The following is a 20,266-nucleotide window of genomic DNA, read 5'->3' as shown; positions in this document are numbered from 1 at the left end:
CTCACGGAGGCCATCAAGGACCCGGAGGGCATGAAAGCCTATGCGCGGGCCGCCGGTTCGGCGATGGCCGGGGCCACCATTCTGGCGGTGGATACCGCTCCCCGGGTGATCGAGGGCACCTGGCACGGCGAGCAGACCGTCGTGCTGGAATTCGAATCGGTGGACGCGGCCCGCGCGTGGTACGAGTCCGAGGGTTACCAGAAGGCGGCGAAACTGCGGCAGGCCGCAGCGGACTGCAACGCCGTCATCCTGTCCGGATTCTGATCGTTACTCGCCCACGATCGAAATGGCCTGCCGCGGGCACTGACGAACGGCCTCACGCACGTCCGCCTCGTTCTCCGGGGTGACTTCTTCCTGCAAGACGCTCAGCATGTCGTCGTCGCCGAGGAGAAAAATCTCCGGATTGATGCCCATGCAGACACCATTGCTCTCGCAGAGCCCCCAATCGACTTCGATTTTCTTTGTCACGGCAACCCCCTTACCGAAGTACCTTGACGGGCACGTTCTTCCAGCCCGCGACGTTCTGCATGGTTACCCGTTGGCAGCCAGCCCAGTCCACCTCGTAGCGCGGCATGAAGTCGAGGAGCCGCTCGAGCGCGATCCTGCTTTCCAGGCGGGCCAGTGCGGCGCCCAGGCAGCTGTGAATCCCGTACCCGAGCCCCAGGTGCTGCGCCTCGGTCTGGTCGCGCTCGATGTCGAAGGTGTCGGCGTCGGTGAAGGCATCCGGGTCGCGGTTGGCCGCGGCTCCGCAGAGGAACACCGGTTTGCCTGGAGGGATCACGCCGCCGCTGACGTGTGCCTCTTTTAGCGTGTAGCGCACGTTGTACTGCACCGGCCCCTCGTAGCGCAGTAGCTCTTCCACCGCCCCCGGGATCTTGCTGCGGTCGTCCTGCAGCTTCTGCCACTGGTCGGGGTGACGGGCGAAGATCACCGCCGCGTTGCCGAGCAGCTTGGTAACGGTCTCGGCCCCCGCCCCGCCCAAAAGCGTCGCGAAGCCGGTGATTTCGATGTCGTCAAGTTTGCGAGGCTGACCGTCTTCGCCGGGGATCTCGGCGGCGATCAGCCTACTGATCATGTCGTCCTGCGGCTCCGCGCGCCGCTCCTGGATCAGGCCGAAGTAGTACATCGCGGTGTCGATGTTGGCCTGCATGCCGGCCTCGCTGACTTCGATCTGTCCCGGTTCGTGGTGCAGGCTGGTGTCGATCCAGTGGCGAACCTGCTGGCGGTATTCCTCCGGCACCCCCGCCATCCGGGTGATGACCTCCACCGGGAACGGCCCGGAGAAGTCCTGCACAACGTCAAAGTTGTCCGGATCGCAAGCGCCGAGGTATTTGTCGATCACCTCGTTGACGGTCTCCACCTGCGATTGGATCGCCCGCGGGGTGAACGCCTTGTTGAGCAGACTGCGCATGTGGCGGTGCTCCGGCGGATCCATGAAGATGATCGACTTCTGTTCGGGCGGGATGCCCCGGCGCACCATCGCCAGGTCGCAGCCGCGTGCCGAGGAATAGGTCTCGAAGTCTTTGAATGCCGCCGCGACGTCCACGTGGCGGGTTAACGCGTAGAAGTCCTCTTTTTCGTCGTAGTACAACGGCGCGTCCTCGCGCATCCGTCGATAGATGTCGAACGGATTGTTGTAGTAGTCCTCGGAGTACGGATCGAAGACGACCTTCGGTTTTGTCACTGAATCCTCCTCAGCGGCGAGGGTGGGCTGAACCGTTACAGCCGAGTCGTTGACTGTAACGCTAACGGTAATACCTTCGTGACGAACCGGAAAGACCGAAACGCTGGCATCTCAAACCCCGTTCGGGGCGCCGATGGCGTTGATTGCGTCGTCCAGCGCGCCCAGCTCAGTGCCGATTTCCTGCGCGATGCCACGCGCCACGCTCACGTCCTTGTTCACGAATTCACCGGCAACCTCGATGAACGACGCGATGGAGCCGCCGGCCGCCGCGAGGCTCAGGACGCGGCTGGCTGCGCTGCCGTGCGACAGCGCGCGCAGCAGCGTCGATTCCGGCACGCCAAGCCGCTCGCTCAACCCCACCGCCTCCACGAGCAGCCCGATGTGGCCCGCGAACAACGCGTTGTTGACCAGCTTCACTTTCTGGCCGGAGCCTCGCGGGCCGACGTGGAGGACCGGATCGCCGTAGCAGTCCAGCACCGGCCGCACCCGCGTCACCGCGTCGTCCGCGCCACCCACGAACAGCGTGAGCCGGCCGGCCGCGACGTCGTGTGGGCCGCCGCTGACCGCCGCGTCGACGACGTCGACGCGTTCGGCGTGTGCGGCGAGCGCGTCGATGGTGTTCGGGCTGGCGGTGGTGTGCACCACCAGCGCCGACCCGGGCGGCATGGCGGACAGCAGTCCGCCGTCCAGGCATACCTCCCGCACCTGCTGTTCGGTGAACACGCAGAGCACCACGATGTCGGCCCGGCGACCCGTCTCGGCCGGGTCGGCCACCGCGTGCGCGCCGAGCCGCTCGAGCTCGCCGCGGTTTTCGGGTGTCCGTCCCAGGACGCGGACGTCGTGGCCGGCCGCCACCAGGCGGGCCACCATGGGGCGGCCCATCCGGCCCGCACCGACGAATCCGACCCTCACCGCGGATGCCCCATGAGGGTCAGCGCGGCGTCGGCCGCTTTCAGGACGGCGCCGCCGTTCGCGCCGGCTCGGTCTGCCAGGTCCACCACCAGGCGGACGTCCTTTTGCAGCAGCGTCCCGGCCACCCCGGCAAGCCGGTCCAGTCCGCCGATGCCGCCAAGGGCGTTGAGCGCGAAGCTGTTCCCGCTGCTGCGGGATATCACTTCCGTGAGACGGTCCGGGTCGACACCGAGTGCATCGGCCAGCGAGAGCGTGGTTGCCGCGGTGGCCAGGTGGGCGGTGAAGAGTAGGTTGTTGAGCAGTTTCGTGGTTTGACCGGAACCCAGCTCGCCGAGGTGGACGATCGGATCGGCATAGGTGGCGAAGACCGGGCGGCACCGCGCGACGGCGTCGGCGTCGCCGCCGGCCATCACCAGCAGACGCCCTTCGGACGCGGCAGGGGCGCCGCCGCTCACCGGCGCGTCGACGACCGAAATCCCCTTGGCTGCTGCCTTCTTCGCGAGTTCGCGGCAGGTGTTGGGGTGCACGGTGCTGTGGACGGCGATAACACCGCCCGGCTTCATCGCGGCCAGCACGCCATGGTCACCGGACGTGATCTCGTCGATGTCGGCGTCGCCCACGACGCAGAGGCAGACCAGATCGCTGGCGGCGGCGAGCTCGGCGGGTGACCCGGCGACCTTCGCGGTGGTGTCGGCGAACGCCTCGAGGGTCGCGGGACGGCGCGCCCACAGCGTCGTCTCGTAGCCGCCCTCGACGATCCGGCGCGCCATGGGGCCGCCCTGACTGCCCAGGCCGATGAAGCCGACTCTCATCCGGCCTCCAGGTCGCCTGCTGTGTCAGCGGGATTCGCCCGGCCCGCCAGGCAGTCGTCGGCGAACGCGAAAACCTGCGCGTGGTAGTCGGCGGCGGTGTGGCCGAGGCTCATGTTGTGCCCCGCTCCGGGCTGCCGATGGACGCTGAACCGCGGCGAGCCGGAGAACAGGCTCTCGATCTCGGTAGCCGCCGAAGCGTCGTTCTGCCAAACCTTTTCGTGCTCCGCGATGCTGAACTGGACCGGCACCCGCACGGCGGGGGCCAGCGCCGGAAAGTCCTGGCGAGCCCAGTTGGACACCATCTGGTCCTCGTAGGAGGGGGCGGTCGGGGAGACCGTCGCCCCGGTGAGAACCTCGGGCGGATAAAGGTTTTTCGGATGCCACAGCAACTCACGCAAACCGGCCGGACGGCGCTCGCGCGTCGCCGTTTTCAGTATTTCTCGCGCCGCCGGGTGGTAGCGCCGGCCCGTACCGGCCAGCTCGATGCCGAGCAGATCGGCGCCGCGCTCGTCGGCGCCCATCCGCATCACCAGTTCGCATCCGCCGGAATGGCCCATCAGGAACAACCCCGCACCGCGCGGTCGGTCCCCGAGGATGCGCTCGACCGCGCCGTAGGCGAGGTTGACGCGTTGCTCGGGCCGCGCCATCGCTTCCGGATACGGTGCGGAACTGCCGTAGCCCGGGCGGTCGAGCGCCACCACGGTGAATCCGACCGCCGCGCCGGTCCGCAGCAGGGACAACGATGGGTGGCCCGGGCAGTCGAAATACATTGCGGTGGTGCCGCCGCCGTGAATGGCCACGATCACGGCCTTCGGTTGGGCGGCCTCGGCGATCAACGCCGACATCGGCACGCCGTCGACGATCACCAGCCTGGGCCGCGGGGCACTCATGTGTCGGCCCGGAGCAGCAGCACGCCGCTGGGGGTGAGGCCGCCGCTGCTGACCACGCCGACGCGGGCGTCGGCGACCTGGCGGTCGCCGCCCTCGCCGCGCAGCTGGGTGACGGCCTCGTGGACGAGACCCATGCCGTGGGTCCGGCCGTGCGAGAGTTGCCCGCCGTGCGTGTTGAGCGGCAGTTGCCCGTCGCGGGCGATGTTCTTGCCGCCGTCGAGAAAGTCTTTGGCCTCGCCGATTCCGCAGAATCCGAGTGCTTCGATCCAGGACAGGCAGTTCATGGTGAAGCCGTCGTAGAGTTCGGCGACGTCGACATCGTCGGGGCGCAGCGAGGTTCGGGTCCACACGTGCGCGGCCTGCCCCAGCACCTGCGGCTCATGAGTCAAAGTGCTTTGGTCCCAGTCGATCCGCTCGACGATCTGGGTCCCGACCGCCTCGACCAGGACGGGCGGCTTGGCCAGGTCGCGGGCGGCGTCGACGGCCGAGACGATGACGGCGATCGCGCCGTCGCAGGGGACGTCGCAGTCGTAGAGGCCGAACGGCGTGGTGATGGGCCGCGCGTTCAGGTAGTCGTCCATCGTCATCGGCGACCGGTAGATGGCGGTCGGGTTGAGTTCGGCGTTCGCCCGCTGATTCAACGCGATCCAGCCCAGGGTCTCCTTGGTGGTGCCGTAACGGTGAAAGTGCCGCTGCGCGTTCATCGCCAAGGTGTGCGCCGCGGACGTCGCGCCGAATGGCATCTGCCAGCCCGACATCCGGCCCGCTGAACCATGGGTCGGGGTGATCTTGCCCTGCTTCATCAGCTCGCCGTGGGTGGCTTCCCACACCGTCCGGAAGCAGAGCACGTGACGGGCAAGGCCGCAGGCGACCGCCTGCATGGCGGCGATCAGCGATCCGCCCGGTCCGAACGTCTCCATGGCGCCGTTGTGCCATGTCGGCCGGATGCCGAGTGCGGCCTCCAGCGCGGTCACGCCGCCTTCGCCCATCCCCGCCACGGTGATTGCGCCGGGGTAGGTGGACAGGCCGTCGATATCGGCGAATGTCAGGCCGGCGTCGGCGACGGCCGCTTCGCACGCCTGCACGGTCAGCGCCAACGGCGGCTGCATCAGCCGGCGACCGATCGGTGACATGCCGATCCCGGTGAGTGCGACCTTGTCTTCGAACTTCTCCTCGGTCAGCATGGGCCGCACATGTTCGGCGAAGCGCTCCGGCGCTATCTCGTCGGCCGGCAACGGGCCGGCTTCGGCGTTCCGTACCGGCCGGAACAGCGGAAACCACACGTCCTCGACGTGCTCGAAGACGACCTCGACCTGTTGGCCGAGTTCGAGCCGATCGGGCTCGCACTCGATGATGTTGGTGGTCAACCGGATCCGCGGATCTTCGGCGATCGCCACCTGCGCGATCACGTAGGGCGCGGCCAGCCCGGGCAGGCTGAACCGTTCGTTGATGGTGAACCCGGCGAGCGTTGCCCTGCCGCAGACCGCCCGCACCCCGACATCTAGTGAGCGGCAATACCGGCACACCGGCGCGGGCGGATGGATCAGCGATTGGCAGGCCTGACATTCCTGCAGCCGCAGCTTGCCGTCGGCTCCTGAGGTCCAGAAGAACTCGTTGTCCTGCGTGATCTGGGGCAGCGGACGGTCCTGTGCTGCTGACACGTCACCTCCGGTGCGTCGCACGGCCAATCCGGTAGGGCCGTTATACGAATCGGAGAATCACGTTATCACTGCCATCGGGCACGATCTAGACCGTGGGCGCCAGCCTTTCGAGCTCGTCGAATCGTGCGAGCGCGGTGTCGAGGTCCGTCGCGTCGAATATTTCGATGCGGTTGATCAGGTCGCCTTCGACCGTGACAACGATGATCTCTCGCCACTCTCCGTCGAAGCCCTGTCGCGAGGTCCCACGCACTGCCTGTGTGACGACCGCTCCGACATTGCTCAGTCGATGCACAGCCTCGACGTAGCTGTAGATGTCCGGGGCCATTTCCCACGTGGCCTGTATGTAGGGGATCAGCTCGCCGGGCGCGAAGGCGATCGCGCGCCGATGGTCGATACTCACCCATTCTTGGGTTGTCCGGGGTAGTTCGCGCCGGTTTGTCGCGATATAGCCACCGAGGATGGCCGACCACGTGTGCGCGTGGGGCGCCGCTTCGCCGGCGAGATATCGGGCATCGAGTTCCGCCAGTGCGGCGTCGAGGTCATTGGTGTCGAACAGAATGCGTGCCAGGATCTGGTTTTCGGCATTGATTCCGAGGACACATAGTGTCTCAGACGCCGTTGACTCGGACCACTGGCCCCAGACGCTGTGACAACCGAGGAACAAGCGCTGCCCACGCACCGCGATCACGGTTAACGTTGCGTTGACGACGCCGACTGCGGCGATTGCCCTCTGGCTTGCGATCTCCGCATCTCGACCGTGCCGGGTGCCGGCGTTCACGGTGCGGCGACGATCATCTACGCAGATGTCGTTGGCGATCAATTCCGCAATATCATCCCAGTCGCGGGCAGCGAACGAGGCCACGAAGCGTCGCTCCACTTGGCTTGCCGCGTTTTCTAAACGCGGCGCCTGCGGCTGCAGCTCCTCGAAGCGAGCCAGCGCGGCGTCGAGGTCGGCCTCGTCGAACATTTCGCAGCGGCTGATTTTGTCGCCTTCGATCATCACGATCTGGATCAGCCGCCGCTCGACACCAAGGCCCTCTTTCGAGGTCCCCTTCAGGGTTTGGGTGACGATGGCGCCGAGTTCACTCAGCCGATGCACAGTCTCGGCGATGAAGGTGCACGAATCAGGCATTAGATCCCACATGGCACGAATGTTCGCGGACAGATCACTCGCCTCGACGTTTACGAGTGGGCGATGATCGATGTAAATCGAATCGGGTGTCGTCAAGGGGAATTCGTGACGGTTGAGCGCGGCGTATGTCTGCGCGATGACCGACCACGTCTCCGCGTGGGCGGCGGCTTCTCCGGCGAGGTACCGGGCGTCGAGTTCGGCGAAAGCGGCCTCGAGGTCGTCGGCGTCGAACACGACGGCCGCGGCCATCCGTTCGTCGGCGTCGATCTCCACGACCACAAGCATCTCGATGCGGAACGCGTCGGGCTGCAGTTCGTCGTCCGAAAATCGGTAGCGACTTAAAACGATGTGCTGTGCGCGCGTCGCCACGACCGTCGACGTCACATTCTGGGATCCGAGAGCGGCGTATGCATGCACGATGCGTTCGGCATCTTGACCCCGCAGGCTGCCCGCATTTACGACTCGACGCCGATCGTCAACGGAAAAGCCCTCGGACAGCATCTTGGCCATTGCGTCCCAGTCGCGGGCGGCGAAACACGCCTGAAAGCGCTTATCCACTCGGCTTGCGGTGTTTTCCAGTTGCGTTGCCGCCTGACCGAGCTGATCCAATTTCGCTAGCGCGGCGTCGAGGTCTTCCTCGTCGAATATCTCCATGCGGGAAACCGTTTCGCCGTCGACGGTCACCAGGGTGACGCCCCGCCACTCGGCCTCGAAGCCCTCACTCGACGTCCCATATCCCGCAAAGGTGAAAACCGCCCCGAGGTCGTTCACCCGATGCGCTGCCTCGGCATAGATGTTGAGGTTTTGGCCGAGGTCCCACCCGACACGGATGTATTCGAAACCTTCACCCGGCGCAAACGCCGCCCCGCGGCGGTGGTCGAGACTTACCGCGTCGGGTGTGGTCGCTGCGAGTTCGCGCCTGTTGTGCGCACGGTGAAAACCCGCAATTACTGACCAAGTGCGCGCATGTGCCGCGCCCTCCCCGGCAACGTAACGAGCATCGAGCTCTGCGAAGGCGGCATCGAGGTCTTCGAGGTCGAACACGACATTCCCCGCGATTCGCTCGTCGGCGTCGATCTCGACGACGTTGAGGGCGTCGCTCTGGACAGTCTCGGTGTCACGGCCCGACACGCGAACTCGCAAGAGGGCGAGGCGCTCGCCGCGGGTTGCCAAGGCGCCGACCATCGCCATCGTGAAGCCGACATCGACTGTCGCCCGTGTGCTTTCGATATTGACATTCCGACCGCGTAAGACCCCAGCGTTAACCACTCGCCGACGATCATCAACGGAAACATTCTCGGCCGTTATTTGAGTCACGGCGGCCCAATCGCCGGCCGCAATGTACGAAAAGACGCGGTCCTGCACATGCACTGCGGTGTTCTCCAGCCGCGGCGCCGGTCGGCTGAGTTCGTCGAACCTGGCGAGCGCGGCGTCGAGGTCCGCCTCGTCGAAGACCTCGCACCGGTTGATCAAGTCGCCTTCCACTGTCCCAACGCTGATCACCCGCCACTCGGCGTCGAAGCCTTCCTGCGAGGTCTCATGCGACGTGTTGGTGACGACCGCTCCGAGATCGCTTAGCCGATGCACACTCTCGATCGAATGTCTGACGTCCGACGAGGCAACGAGCGCGGGGAGTTGGCCGGGCCCAAAGGACACCCCACGCCGGTGGTCGACGTTGATCCAGTCCGGCGTAGTCGCGAAGAATTCGTGTCGGTTGAGCGCCACGTACGATCCGGTGATGACCGACCACGTGTGTGCGTGGGCTGCTGCTTCGCCGGCAACGTACCTCGCGTCGAGCTCGGCGCGGGCGGCTTCCGAGTCGTCGAACTCGAACACAACGAATGCCACAATGCGTTCCTCAGTGTCGATCTCGGTGACGACGAGAAATTCGCCTCGAATCGCCTCGGGGTCGGGACCCGAGGCTTCAAGGTGCGCAAGGACGAGGCGCCCGCCACGGGTCGCAACGACAGTCGGCGTCAAGCTCGTAAAGCCGACATCGGCCGCCGCCCGCCAGTTTTCGATCTCGGCATCTCTTCCGTGTCGGATCCCTGCGTTGACGGTCCGACGGCGGTCGTCGGTGACGAACTCGTCGGCCAGCATCTGACCAATCGCCTCCCAGTCGCGGGTCACGAAGTGGCCCAACGCGCGTTCGTTGACTCGGCTCGCCGCGTTTTCGAGCCGCGGTGCCGGCCGGCTGAGTTCGTCGAACCTTGCGATCGCGGCGTCGAGGTCTGTCTCGTCGAATACCTCGCAGCGGTTGATCCTGTCCCGCTCGAACGTGAGAAGAACGACGTCTCGCCACTCGGCCTTGAAGCCCTCTTGCGTGGTCCCGTGCGTTGCATGTGTGACGACGGCTCCCAGCTTGCTCAGCCGATGAATAGCCTCGAGGTAAATGGTTGCTTGTGGCGCGAGCTTCCACACGGCTCGAAGGGATATGCCGAGGTCACCAGGCTCAATCGCCACGACCGGTCGATGATCGAGATTGACCCAGTCCGGCGTTATCGGCGGGAGTTCGTGCCGGCCAAGCGCGGCGTAGCTAGCCGTCGTCAGCGACCATGTCTGCGCGTAGGGGGCTGCTTCGCCGGCGACGTACCGCGCGTCGAGCTCGGCGACGGCGGCGCGGAAGTCGTCAAGCCCAAATGCCACCAATGCCACGATCCGTTCGTCGGCGTCGATCGCGATGAGGATCAGGAATTCAAGTCGAATCGCATCGCGGTCGCGGCCAGAGGCTTCAAATCGTGCCAGGGCGAGGCGCCCGCCCCGAGTCGCAACGACGGTCGGCGTGAACTTCGTGAAGCCGACATCAGCGGCCGCCCGCCAGTTTTCGATCTCGGCATCTCTTCCTTGTCGGTGCCCGGCGTTTGCGGCGTGACGGCGGTCGTCGGTGACAAGGTCGTCGGCGAATACCTGGCCAATCGCCTCCCAGTCGCGGGTCGCAAAGCGGCTCATGGCGCGTTCAGCGGCTCGACTCGCCGCATTTTCCACGCGCGGCGCCGACCGGCTGAGCTGATCGAACCGCGCGAGCGCGGCGTCAATGTCCGCGACGTCGAATAGCTCGCAACGGCTGAGCAGATCGCCGTTGAACATGAAAATCGCGATGTCCCGCCACTCGGCCTCGAATCCCTCTTGCGAGGTGCCCTGCGCTCTAAAGGTGACAACCACGCCAAAATCGCTCACCCGATGCACAGCCTCGATGTAGCCATTGAGGTCGGGCGCGTATTCAAATGTGTCGTGGAGGAATACGGTCATATCGCCGGGCGCGAACGCTGCTCCGCGCCGGTGGTCGATGTTGGCAGAGTCGGGCGCCAGCGCGGGTAGTTCGTGTCTGTTGATCGCCGCGAAGCACTGACCAACGAGCAACCACGCATTCGGGTACGCCGCCGCTTCGCCGACGAGGTAGCGCGTATCGAGCTCGGCGATGGCGGATTCGAAGTCGTCGGGGTCGAAATGCGTCCTGGCGAGTACGAGTCCGCCGTCGTCAACTTCGGTGATCGACAATGCCTCAACTATCAGCACATCGGCACCGGTTGCTTCTGCCCGAGCGTCACGCCCTTCGAAACGTAAGTGGCTTAGGCACAGGCGATCACCTCGAACAGCGAGCGGCGTTGCAATAATGCTTGTTGCGCCGAGGGCGGCGATCGCGCGGACACTGTCGACCTCTGCCGGGCGGTCAGTGCTCGTTCGGCGGAATCCTCGGCGGCGGTCGTCGACGTGAATATTATCGGCTAGGATCGCGGCCAACTCATCCCAGCGGCGCCCTGCGAATGACGCTGCAAAATATTGATCTGATCGGCTTGCCGCGTTTTCCAGCCGCTGTGCCTGATGCTTTGCCTCTTGCTCGAATCGTGCATGCGCCGCGTCGAGTTCGGCGATCGCGGCACCCATGTCTTCGAGGTCGAAAAAGATCTGCAGGGAGATTCGCCCCGCTTCGTCGATGCCGTATACCTGGAGGAATTCATCCTGTGGCGCGCCGGGGCTCGCATCCGCAGTGCCTACCGTCACTCGAGCGAGAGCAAGGCGCTCGCCCCGCACGGCGAAAGCGTGCCCGCTGATGCGCAAGTCGGTCGTCCCTAGAACGCGCCTAACCTCATGTGCCCAATTTTCCGGCGGGAGTATCGCACCGGCAGCATGCGTAAAGCCAATGTCTTTCCGGCGACTCTCTGTGAAGACGTTGGGCGCGTGTAGCTGCTCGAACTCGTCGAAAGCCCGGCGATTGACAGCGTCCGCCACACGTTTGCCCGCCCGAATGCACGGATTGTCGAGTTCAACAGCCGGCGGTGGTTCGGGTGGTGGCGCAGGGACAGTAGGGACGTCACGCTGACCGACTACACGCCGCGCTATCTCCGCAAGTGCAGCAGCGCCTTTCCGCTCATACAGATCAACGGCCCGCTCGCCCGCGGTGCGCGCACCCGCAGCATCACCTCCAGCGTCCAAAACCGTTGCAAGTGAGGCACATGCGTCGCCATGATCAACCAATGCGTCCGTGCGCTCCGCCAGGGCGACGGCGGCCTCGGCGATCCGTCGTGCCTCGCCGTGTTCACCGCCGCGCGAAAGCAGCAGCGCGCGAAGAGTCCGCCAGTAGATCGACGCCTTCAAAGCGTGGCCGGCTAGTCGCTCACTCTCCAAACACAATTCGTCGGCCTCGGCTTGCCGGTCGAGTGCGAGATATGTGCGGCCCAGCAGCGCAGCAGTCTCCGCGGTGTCTGCGTCGAGGCCCATGCGACGAAAGCCGGCGTAGGCCTGGCGAAAATGTGGTTCGGCCGCGGCCGGATCGTCGGCGATCAGCTCGACGATGCCGGCGAACTGCTCGACCTCGAGCAATGCGTGGCGCAGGCCAAGCTCGGTGACTGTACGCCGCGCCGAGTCGATCATCCGCCGCGCCGCCTCGGTGCGTCCGCGGAAGGCCTCCAACACTGCCTGGCACCGCGTCGACGTCGCCTCGACTGCGGGCGACTCCGTCGTGATTCGCAAGAGCCGCACCACGTCGAGACACCGCCCGCCCGCGCGCGGAACCGGATTGGGGCCCCACAGCGCGGCAAGTGGTGCGCCCGCCAGCACCGCGTTGACCCTTCGGTGATCACGCGCACGCCGCGCCGCCGTGAGGGCGTCATCCAGCGCGATTTCGCCGTCGCCGATTCTGCCGAGCCGGGCCAGGCACGCGGCCCGAACGGTATGAGCGTTGGCTTCGCCTGCGGCATCATCCAATTCGGCCAGTTTCTGCGCGGCCAGGGCCAAAGCGGTTTCGACTTCGTCGAGTCGCTCGGGATGGATGAGCATCGATAGCTGGCCGTCGAAACACGTCGCCCACGCCGCCAACCGCGCCGAATTGGCTGTCGCCTCTTGCAATTTGGCGACCGCACCCGTCGCCGAGGCCACGTCACCGGCCGCCAGCAGAGCCTCGCAACGCGCGACCAGCAGTTCGGCCGCCTGGTCGTCGCGATCGGGCAACTCGTCGTCGATCTCGTCCAGCGCGTGTAAGGCTTGGCCGTAGAGGTCGGCGGCGCCTTCGTAGCCGAGGCGCGCCACCGCCTGGTCCGCGGCACGCCGGCAGTATTCGACGGCCTTGGCTGCGTTCCCCGCCCAAGCACATTCGAAGTAATGGTGGGCCAGTTCGGCCAGCAGCTCATCGTTGGCGCCGGGCTGGGTCTCCAGCGTTGCGGCGATGCGCTGGTGCAGCCGCATCCGCCGCACCGACGGCAGCTCGGCGAGCACCGACTGTCGGACGAGGGCGTGGTTGAACCGGTAACAGCCGCCTGGCTCTTCAATGACGATGCCGGCCTTGCAGGCTTCGTCGAACGCGTTGACGAGATCATCCTCAACCACGCGCTCAACCAGTTCTACCGAGAACCGGCTACCGACAACCGCAGCCGCGGCAAGGGCATCGTTCGTCACCGCCGGAAGCCGAGAAAGGCGGCGGCTCACGGTTTCCCGGACACCTTGCGGCAGGGTAGTCGGATCCCACACGCCGCCGGTTTCGTCCACATGGCGGAGCGCTTCGATGAGGAAGAACGGGTTGCCGCCGGTGACGGACGCCAACGCCCGGGCCAGTTCTTCGTCGTCGTAACCGGCCTCGGTGACATACGCGGTCACGTCGGCTTCGTCGAGGCCGCTGAGCGTAAGGCGGTTGAAAGTGCCAGAACCGGCGCCGCGGTGCAGGTCTGCGAGCATCGCCGCCAGGGGATGCGAACGGTCGAGGTCGGTGCTGCGATATGTGCCGACGATCTGCACGCGCGCGCGATCCCCGAAGCGCAGCAGATGCCGCAACAACAGCAGCGTGGGCTTGGCGGCCCAGTGCAGGTCGTCGAGGATCAGCACGACGGGCGCGCCGGCGGATGCGACTTCTAAAAGTGCGACCACGGCGTCGAACAGTGCGTAGCGTTCGGTTTCCGGGTCGGCGCGGGTTGGCGCGGCGAGATCGGGAAGGACGTCGGTCAGCCCGGGAACCAGAGGAAGCAATGCTTCAACGCCGCGCATTGCGCGGAGCCGGGTGGTGCCGAGGCATGGCATGAGCGAACGCAGAGCCTCCGCGAAAGGCTGGTAGGGCGCGCCGAGATCTTCATCGCAGCGGCCGTAGAGCACGATCGCTTCTAACTGGTAGGCCTGCTGCGACCACTCGCCGGCCAACCGTGTCTTGCCCACTCCCGGTTCACCGGCAATGAGCACCGCATGCGTGCCGCCCGCCACCGCGGTTTGCCAGGCGGACACCAGCCCTGCGAGCTCGGGGCCGCGCCCGACGAACGGTCCCGGGCCTGTCAGCACCGCTGGGAGGGCCGGGCGCTCGATCGGTGCGTCGTTTGCCTTTTGCGCCGGTGCGACCGTTTCCAGCCGCAGCTCGAAAACATGCTCCGGGCGCGCGAGGTTCTTGAGTTGACGCGTCCCCAAATCGGCGAGCACAACGTCGTCGGGCAATGAGTCGATGACGAGTTCGGCGATCGCACCAGAACACAGGATCTGGCCGCCTGTTGCCAGCGACCGCAGGCGTGCAGCGCGGTTGACCGCCCGACCGAAGTAGTCGCCGTCGCGCAGCTCGACCTCGCCGGTGTGCAGTGCAACGCGGATACGCATCGGGGCGTGGAGGCGCCAGGGTTCGTGGAAAATTGCCTCTTGCAACTCGATTGCCGCGGAGGCTGCCGCCGAGGCCCGCTCGAAAACCGAGAACGTGGCGTCGCCCTCGCCGCGTGTCTTGATCAGCCGTCCGCCGCGGGACGTGACAACCTGTTCGACAAGCTCATCGTGACGCGCGAGCGCCACCGCCATGGCGTCGGCGTCGGCCTCCCAGGCGGCAGTCGATCCTTCGATGTCGGTCAGCAGGAACGTGACGGTGCGAGTTACCGTCGGAAGATCTTGCGCGGCAAGTATTTCCAGCGCAGCATCCTGGGCGACGATCGCGGCCTCGAGCCGGCGAAGCTCCGGTCCCGGGTCGACTCCGAGTTCGTCGGCGAGCAGCGCCCGGGCCCGCTGATAAGCGCCAAGGGCTTCACCCTGCCTGCCGGCGCGGTAGAGGGCGAGCATCAATTGGCCCCAACGCCGCTCACGCAGCGGCGCGTCGTCCACCGCCGCCTCCAGCTCGCCGATGATCTCCGCGGCGCGCCCCGTCGCCAGCAACGCGTCGGCCCGATCCTCCACTAGCGCCGCATGCGCTTCGATCCAGCGCGTTTTCTCGGATGTTCCCCGCCGGCTATCGGGCAGTTCGGGAATTCCGCGCCAGAGTGCAAGCGCCTCCTGGAACCGGACGACGGCTTGGCTGGTGTCGCCGGCGGCGGCGGCGTCGCGTGCCAGGCGGGCGGCCGATTTGTAGCGCGAGGCATCAACCTCACTGTCGGCGAGGGACCAACCCGCTCCTTGGGTCAAAACGAAGCCCTCGCCCAGCACCCGGCGAAGCGAGGAGATGTGGGTCTGCACGGCCTTCGCGGCGGTGCGCGGCGGATCGTCGCCCCAGAGCAGCTCGACGAGCGTGTCGGCCGGTACAACGGAACCGCTGTGCAAACCCAGCAGCGTGAGAATGGCACGTGGCTTTGCGCCCGGAATCGCGACGGGCGCTCCGCCTTGCCGGACCTGCAGAGGTCCTAAAACCCCCAGTTCCACAGATGGAAGCGTACTCACGTGGTCCATCGTCGGCGAGGTGATTCAATACTTGGTCAAGATCGGGTAAAGCCACCCGCCCGGCTACCTAGCTAACTTCAGCGTCGGCAGCGAGGTGCCACCGTTCAGAGGGGCACCCACACGCCGTTCAGGTAAATGCCCCACTGGTGAAAACCGACACTCCACATCGGGGGCTCGGACGTCCACCACGGCTGGGGCGGAGGCGGCGGCACATTTTGCCCGGCAAATGACGGCGCGTATGGCGGCGGAGGTGTGTACCAGGGCGGTGGTGGCGGCGGTGGCGATTTGCACTCGAGTGTCGCCGGATTGAACGACATGTTGCGATCGCAGTCCGCCGAACTGATTCCCGGCGTCGCGATCACCGCGACCGCCGTCGCTACGAACGCGACCGCTATGACGGCGATCAGGCGATGAATAAACCACCTCATGGTGCGCCTCCCAATGGGGCCTCGCGACCCTGGTGGGTTCAGCTTATTCCGTTGTAACCGCCACGACCATGGTCAAGAAGCTTCGCGACACCCCGTTCAGCGGGTGAATCCCCACTCCGCTTCGTTCTCTTCGGTCTTGAGGTGCTCGGCCGGATCTTCCGTGTCGGTGAGCGGCGGGCGCGGGGCGGGGGAGGTGCGTTCCCCGATCTCCGCGATGGCGTGTACCGGGCAGTCCATCAGCGCACGCATCACCGCGTCGCGATCCGGCTCCGCCACCGTGCCATCGCCGATGAGGGAGGCGTAACCCCAATCGTCCAGCGAGAAGTACCCGGGCGCGTACTTGGCGCAGATGCCGAAACCATCGCAGACGGTGCGATCCAGGCGGATTTTCATGCTTGCCTCATAGCCTCCGCCTCGTAGGGACGGTCGGCGCGGAACACGCCGCGGGAGCAGTCCGCGCATGCGCCGTCGAGATGCGCGGACACTTCGTCCGGGAACTGCGCCAGCAGGCTGGCGGCCATATTCGTGGCGGCATCAAGCGTCCCGCAGGCGCCCCGCCCACGCAGCAGCACCGACCAGCGGCGCAACCGTTGGAGGTCTTCTGCCGTCGCGGCGCCGTCGCGTAACGCACCGGCGACGGCGGCCATCGCCGCCGTTCCGTTGAAACATGACCCGCATTGACCGGCGTTTTCGCGGTCGAAGTAGGCCAGCACCGACGCCGCGACCGCGACAGGGCAGTCGTCGGTGATCACCGAGACCGCACCGCAGCCCAGGCCGCTGCCCAGGCGCCGCATCGTCTCATGATCCAGGGTTGTTTCGAGCACCGCGCGGTTGAGCAGGCCGGCGAAATAGCCGCCCATCAGGGCGCCGCGCACGTGGTCGGTCGAAACGCCGTGCAGCGCAAGGAGTTCGCTGAATGGCAAGCCGAGCGGAAGCTCGTAGAGAATTGGCGGCCGGCCGGCTCCGGTGACGGTGGCCAGGAAGGTCCCCGGGGAAAGCGATGTGCCCTGCGCGCGGAACGCGGCCGAGCCGTGACGCTGCAGGAAGGGCAGGTTGGCCAGCGTCTCGACGTTGCTCACCAACGTGGGCTGGTCGTCGACGCCGGATTCGAACGGGCGTGGTGGCTTGTCCGTCGGCTTGGCCGGACCTCCGTTGAGCGCGCGCACGGCGGCGGTCTCCTCGCCCGCCACATACCCGGGCTGCACGGCCGACAGGCCGACCGCGACACCGACGGCGCCTGAATCGAGCTCGCCGAGCGCGGTCTCGACGCTGTGGGCCGATTCCGGGTCGGACACATAGACATAGGCGCGGTCGGCACCCACGATCGCCGCCGCCAGCCGAAGGCCGTCCAGCACCAGATGCGGGCGGTTGCGCAGCAGCCATCGATCCTTGACCGAAGCCGGTTCTCCCTCTTCGCCATTCGCGACTACCACGGCGCGGCCGGCGATGTGCCCGTTGTCGCGCACGGTACGCAACTTGACCGCGAGCGGGAAGGCCGCACCGCCCCGACCGACCAGCCCGCTGGCTTGCACCTCACTTAGCAATCCACCGGCGTCGGCGAGCGGCCGGTATCCGCCGCGCTTTCGATACGCCGCGAAATCCTCGCGCGGCCGGCCGGTTTGTTCGAATAGCAGCCGGGACTCGCAGCCGGGGTGGGTGGCGGTGGTGATGGTCGTGGATTGCGCGGTGCTCACGGCCGGCCCGCCATCGTCTTAGCTACGCTTGCGCCCATGCGAACTGCGGTGGTGCGCGTCAACGTCGACCCGGAAAGCGTGTCCACGGCGGCGCAACTACGAGACGGCATGGCAGCGCTCCTTGAACTCGCGGCGCACGCGGGCGCCGGCGTGGTCGAGAACGACCTCGCAGCCATGCCTGCCGGGCGCCGTGAAGTCGAATTGCTGATCGCCGCCGAAGACGGCGATACGGCGAAGCGCGTGGCAATCAGCTTGTGCGCCAAGGTGTTCGGCGGCACTCCGGTACCGGGGGTGGTCACCTTCATCAGCCGGGGAACCGACGACGACGCCCACGGCGTGCTGGCCGGATTCGGGCTCGCCGGCGACATCGAACGGTCGCCGGGCGACGACGGATTCGACATCGTGTACGTGACGCTGCGGGAGAAGGACCTCGAACGCATCCCGGAAAGCCGGGTTCACACGGCCCTGGAGGCCTCGCTCAACTGCGAGGTCCACATTCGCACCGTCTAGCGCCATCACGAGCCCAAAAACTCGAGGATCGCGGGGGCCGCCTGCACCCACGTGTCGAACATGTTGAAGTGTTGCACCCGGCCCGCCGCGCGGTCTTCGGAGGCGCGTTCCCACGCGTCCTCCGGCCACGGCGGATCGATCAGCTTCGATCCCTTGATCAGGCAACTGACCTCGAGTGACGTCCGCTTCGGGTGATCCATGTCGTTCTCACCGCCGCGAATGATCAACGTGGGGACCTTGATTCGGTCGAACATCTCATCTTCGACGCCCGGGATCGTCTGTCCCGGCTTGGAGACGAACGCGTTGAGCCAGCGCAGCATCACCTTGAGGAACTCGCCGGAATCGAAGTCGAGGAACCGCTGCTTGTTGTTGGGGTTCTCCTCGATGCGGTCGCGCCATTCCGCCACCTTCACCACGCCGTCCATCCCGGTGCCGCGCACCGCGAGGATGCTCGGGATGATGTAGAAGGAGCCGAGCACGAAGGTGCCGTAGATGCCGCCGACGATGTTCCACACCACCAGCTTGGTGACCATTTCGGGGTAGAGCATCGTGGTCAGCATGGAATCCCGCGCGCCGCCGGATCCGCCGGCGAGGATGCAGCGCTCGAAGCCCAGCCCCGTCACCAGCTTGTGCAGGGTCTCGGCACGCATGTGTGATTCGCTCTGCCCGTAGAACTGCACGTCGGAAGCGCCGCAGTTGGGCCGGTCCCACAGCAACACGCGGTAGCCGCCGGCGGCCAGCGCGTCCGCGAGCGGCCGCAAGCCCTCGATCTCCTTGCTGAACCGGCCGCCCGGCGTCAGGGCAATGAGATCACCTGAGTCGCCGAGGATTTCGTAGACGACGTTTCCCCCGTTGATCTCGATAGAAGGCACGCGATTCTCCTGTGGTTAGGCCTGCACCAGAACGTCGTTGCCGACGACGCGCACCGGATAGGTGCGGATACTCCACTCCGGTTTGACCGCCGTCGTACCGGTGGCGAGCTCGAAACCCCATTGGTGCCACGGGCAGTAGATGTACTCCAGGTCGCGCACCATCACCGAGTCGCCCGGAGCGGTTTCGTCGACGATCGTGCGCCCCCTGGGGCGGCCCGAGCACAACGGACCGCCTTGGTGCGGACAGTAATTCGCGATCGCGTAGAAGCTGCCGTTGACGTTGTAGACCCCGACGCCGTGCCGCCCGATGGGGACCAGCTTGTGCTTGCCGGGGGGGATCTCGTCGACGGTTGCTACGACATGTTCGCGGCCCTGGGCGAGTCGGGGCTCGGGCCGTTTTTCTTCCGAACTCAATTCAGAGCACCCGGACTTGGCCCTCGAGGACCGGGACGGTCTCCGGCAGGTGGTAGGTCGCGATGCCGTTCTTGTACATCACCGCATCCCGCGCGTGCTTGGGCAGGTGCTTGACCAACCAGCGGGGGTCGTCGAACGTCCAGTGCGGGTAGTCCGAGGAGAAGAGCAAGATCTTCTCGCACTCCATCCATTCCAGCGCGCGGGTCAGCTCCGTCTTGTCTTCGGGGTAGTCCAGCGGCTGGGTGGTGAACTTGATGTGGTCCTTGACGTAGTCGGACGGCTTACGCTTGATGTCCACCCACGACTTGCGTGCTTCGTAAATCGCATCCATGCGCCACATCAGCGGCAGGATCCAGCTGAACGCGTGCTCGACGAAGACGATCCGCAGCGTCGGGAAGCGGTCGAAGACGCCGTCGAAGATCAGGCTCATCACCTGATTGGCGGCCAGCAGCGAGTAAGTCACCATGAAGTCGTGGTTGTAGCTGGGGAAGCCCACCGGCGGGATCGGTAGCTCGTCGTACTGGCTGCGCGACAGGTGGCAACTCACGGTGATGTCGTGTTTGGTCGCCGCGGCCCAGATCGGGTCGTATTTGGGATGGCCCCAGGACGGCCGGGGTTCTGCCTTGATGAGTATTTGCGCCATGAACGGGTGCCCCGCCCAGCGCTCGATCTCGCGCACGGATTCTTCCGGCTCCTCGATGGCGAGGCAGATAGAACCGCGCCACCGCTCGTGCCAGTTGTTGTGGCTGTCCAACCAGTGATTGGCCTGCCAGTCGTTCAGCGCGTACGACATCGCGTGCTGCGCCTCGGGGAGGCGGGCCGGGTAGGCGCCGGGTTCCAGGATCGCGATGTCGGAACCCGCCTCCATGATGAGCTGCCGGAACGCCATATCCGGGTCGCTGCAGGGGAATTCGCCATTGGGCGGGAACGAGTCCACGCGCATCGCGTAGCTGTGCGCGTAGTCGGGGGCGTCGTAGAAGATCAGCTCGCCGACGTGGCGGTTCAGGAAGTACTTGCTGCGCCACGGCTCGGGGATGTACGGGAGCAGCTCGCCCCGTTTGGGTGCGGGGTGGACATCCGAGTCGACGCAGCGGACGGCTATGCGCTCGGCAGCGGGAACCCGCTCCTGCGAACTGGTCAACGTCATGTGGAAC

The 20,266-nt window shown here is 66.1% G+C and carries 15 protein-coding genes; 2 read left to right on the top strand and 13 right to left on the bottom strand.

Annotated elements, in window-relative coordinates:
• Nucleotides 1–30 precede the first annotated feature (30 nt).
• The gene (locus tag BRW65_RS17420; RefSeq protein WP_244168125.1) at nt 31–264 is read left to right on the top strand and encodes a DUF1330 domain-containing protein; all 234 of its coding nucleotides are present in this window, start codon (nt 31–33) and stop codon (nt 262–264) included.
• A 3-nt stretch (nt 265–267) separates the two neighbouring features.
• On the opposite strand, the gene BRW65_RS17415 is transcribed toward BRW65_RS17420, so the two are convergent.
• The 10 genes from BRW65_RS17415 to BRW65_RS17370 form a co-directional block, all read right to left on the bottom strand.
• A complete protein-coding gene (locus BRW65_RS17415) occupies nt 268–468 on the bottom strand; it encodes a ferredoxin (RefSeq protein ID WP_073876694.1) in 201 nt (66 codons plus the stop codon).
• Nucleotides 469–478: 10 nt separating this feature from the next.
• A complete protein-coding gene (locus BRW65_RS17410; RefSeq protein WP_073876692.1) occupies nt 479–1,684 on the bottom strand; it encodes a cytochrome P450 in 1,206 nt (401 codons plus the stop codon).
• 111 nt (nt 1,685–1,795) lie between these two features.
• Nucleotides 1,796–2,596, bottom strand: coding sequence for an NAD(P)-dependent oxidoreductase (locus BRW65_RS17405; protein WP_073876690.1), 801 nt, complete (start codon nt 2,594–2,596; stop codon nt 1,796–1,798).
• Nucleotides 2,593–3,408, bottom strand: coding sequence for an NAD(P)-dependent oxidoreductase (locus tag BRW65_RS17400; protein ID WP_073876688.1), 816 nt, complete (start codon nt 3,406–3,408; stop codon nt 2,593–2,595). The genes BRW65_RS17405 and BRW65_RS17400 overlap by 4 nt, the downstream gene beginning before the upstream one ends.
• Complete coding sequence (locus BRW65_RS17395) at nt 3,405–4,298, bottom strand: alpha/beta hydrolase (RefSeq protein ID WP_073876686.1); 894 nt, start codon at nt 4,296–4,298, stop codon at nt 3,405–3,407. The genes BRW65_RS17400 and BRW65_RS17395 overlap by 4 nt, the downstream gene beginning before the upstream one ends.
• The gene (locus BRW65_RS17390; RefSeq protein ID WP_073876685.1) at nt 4,295–5,959 is read right to left on the bottom strand and encodes a thiolase C-terminal domain-containing protein; all 1,665 of its coding nucleotides are present in this window, start codon (nt 5,957–5,959) and stop codon (nt 4,295–4,297) included. The genes BRW65_RS17395 and BRW65_RS17390 overlap by 4 nt, the downstream gene beginning before the upstream one ends.
• A gap of 85 nt (nt 5,960–6,044) precedes the next feature.
• A complete protein-coding gene (locus tag BRW65_RS17385; protein ID WP_073876683.1) occupies nt 6,045–15,176 on the bottom strand; it encodes a BTAD domain-containing putative transcriptional regulator in 9,132 nt (3,043 codons plus the stop codon).
• A 122-nt stretch (nt 15,177–15,298) separates the two neighbouring features.
• The gene (locus tag BRW65_RS17380; protein WP_073876681.1) at nt 15,299–15,622 is read right to left on the bottom strand and encodes a hypothetical protein; all 324 of its coding nucleotides are present in this window, start codon (nt 15,620–15,622) and stop codon (nt 15,299–15,301) included.
• 96 nt (nt 15,623–15,718) lie between these two features.
• Nucleotides 15,719–16,015, bottom strand: coding sequence for a ferredoxin (locus BRW65_RS17375; protein ID WP_073876679.1), 297 nt, complete (start codon nt 16,013–16,015; stop codon nt 15,719–15,721).
• Nucleotides 16,012–17,316, bottom strand: a complete 1,305-nt coding sequence (locus tag BRW65_RS17370; protein WP_073876677.1) for an NADH-ubiquinone oxidoreductase-F iron-sulfur binding region domain-containing protein — start codon at nt 17,314–17,316, stop codon at nt 16,012–16,014. The genes BRW65_RS17375 and BRW65_RS17370 overlap by 4 nt, the downstream gene beginning before the upstream one ends.
• Before the next feature lie 36 nt (nt 17,317–17,352).
• Between BRW65_RS17370 and BRW65_RS17365 the strand changes: the two genes are divergently transcribed.
• The gene (locus BRW65_RS17365; RefSeq protein WP_073876675.1) at nt 17,353–17,826 is read left to right on the top strand and encodes a hypothetical protein; all 474 of its coding nucleotides are present in this window, start codon (nt 17,353–17,355) and stop codon (nt 17,824–17,826) included.
• A 5-nt stretch (nt 17,827–17,831) separates the two neighbouring features.
• Here BRW65_RS17365 and BRW65_RS17360 read toward each other — a convergent pair whose 3' ends face one another.
• Genes BRW65_RS17360 through BRW65_RS17350 form a run of 3 tightly spaced genes read right to left on the bottom strand, consistent with a single transcriptional unit; the run spans nt 17,832 to nt 20,259 of the window.
• Nucleotides 17,832–18,698 carry an alpha/beta fold hydrolase gene (locus BRW65_RS17360; RefSeq protein WP_073876673.1) on the bottom strand — a complete coding sequence of 289 codons (867 nt, stop codon included), beginning with the start codon at nt 18,696–18,698 and terminating at the stop codon, nt 17,832–17,834.
• 15 nt (nt 18,699–18,713) lie between these two features.
• Entirely contained in the window at nt 18,714–19,112 is a 399-nt protein-coding gene (locus BRW65_RS17355) for a Rieske (2Fe-2S) protein (protein ID WP_073876671.1), read from the bottom strand.
• Between the two features lies 1 nt (nt 19,113).
• A complete protein-coding gene (locus BRW65_RS17350) occupies nt 19,114–20,259 on the bottom strand; it encodes an amidohydrolase family protein (RefSeq protein ID WP_073876669.1) in 1,146 nt (381 codons plus the stop codon).
• Between the last annotated feature and the right edge of the window lie 7 nt (nt 20,260–20,266).

Origin of the sequence: Mycobacterium paraffinicum (assembly GCF_001907675.1) — a bacterium.
GTDB lineage: Bacteria > Actinomycetota > Actinomycetes > Mycobacteriales > Mycobacteriaceae > Mycobacterium > Mycobacterium paraffinicum_A.
The sequence above is the reverse complement of the archived record's forward strand: the minus strand, read 5'-3'. Positions and strand labels throughout refer to the sequence as shown.

Bases quoted from the DNA above. Each gene is read 5' to 3' on its own strand.
- BRW65_RS17395 (WP_073876686.1), bottom strand. From the start codon at position 4,298: ATGAGTGCCCCGCGGCCCAGGCTGGTGATCGTCGACGGCGTGCCGATG.
- BRW65_RS17365 (WP_073876675.1), top strand. From the start codon at position 17,353: ATGCGAACTGCGGTGGTGCGCGTCAACGTCGACCCGGAAAGCGTGTCC.
- BRW65_RS17380 (WP_073876681.1), bottom strand. From the start codon at position 15,622: ATGAGGTGGTTTATTCATCGCCTGATCGCCGTCATAGCGGTCGCGTTC.
- BRW65_RS17375 (WP_073876679.1), bottom strand. From the start codon at position 16,015: ATGAAAATCCGCCTGGATCGCACCGTCTGCGATGGTTTCGGCATCTGC.
- BRW65_RS17400 (WP_073876688.1), bottom strand. From the start codon at position 3,408: ATGAGAGTCGGCTTCATCGGCCTGGGCAGTCAGGGCGGCCCCATGGCG.
- BRW65_RS17420 (WP_244168125.1), top strand. From the start codon at position 31: ATGAAAGCCTATGCGCGGGCCGCCGGTTCGGCGATGGCCGGGGCCACC.
- BRW65_RS17350 (WP_073876669.1), bottom strand. From the start codon at position 20,259: ATGACGTTGACCAGTTCGCAGGAGCGGGTTCCCGCTGCCGAGCGCATA.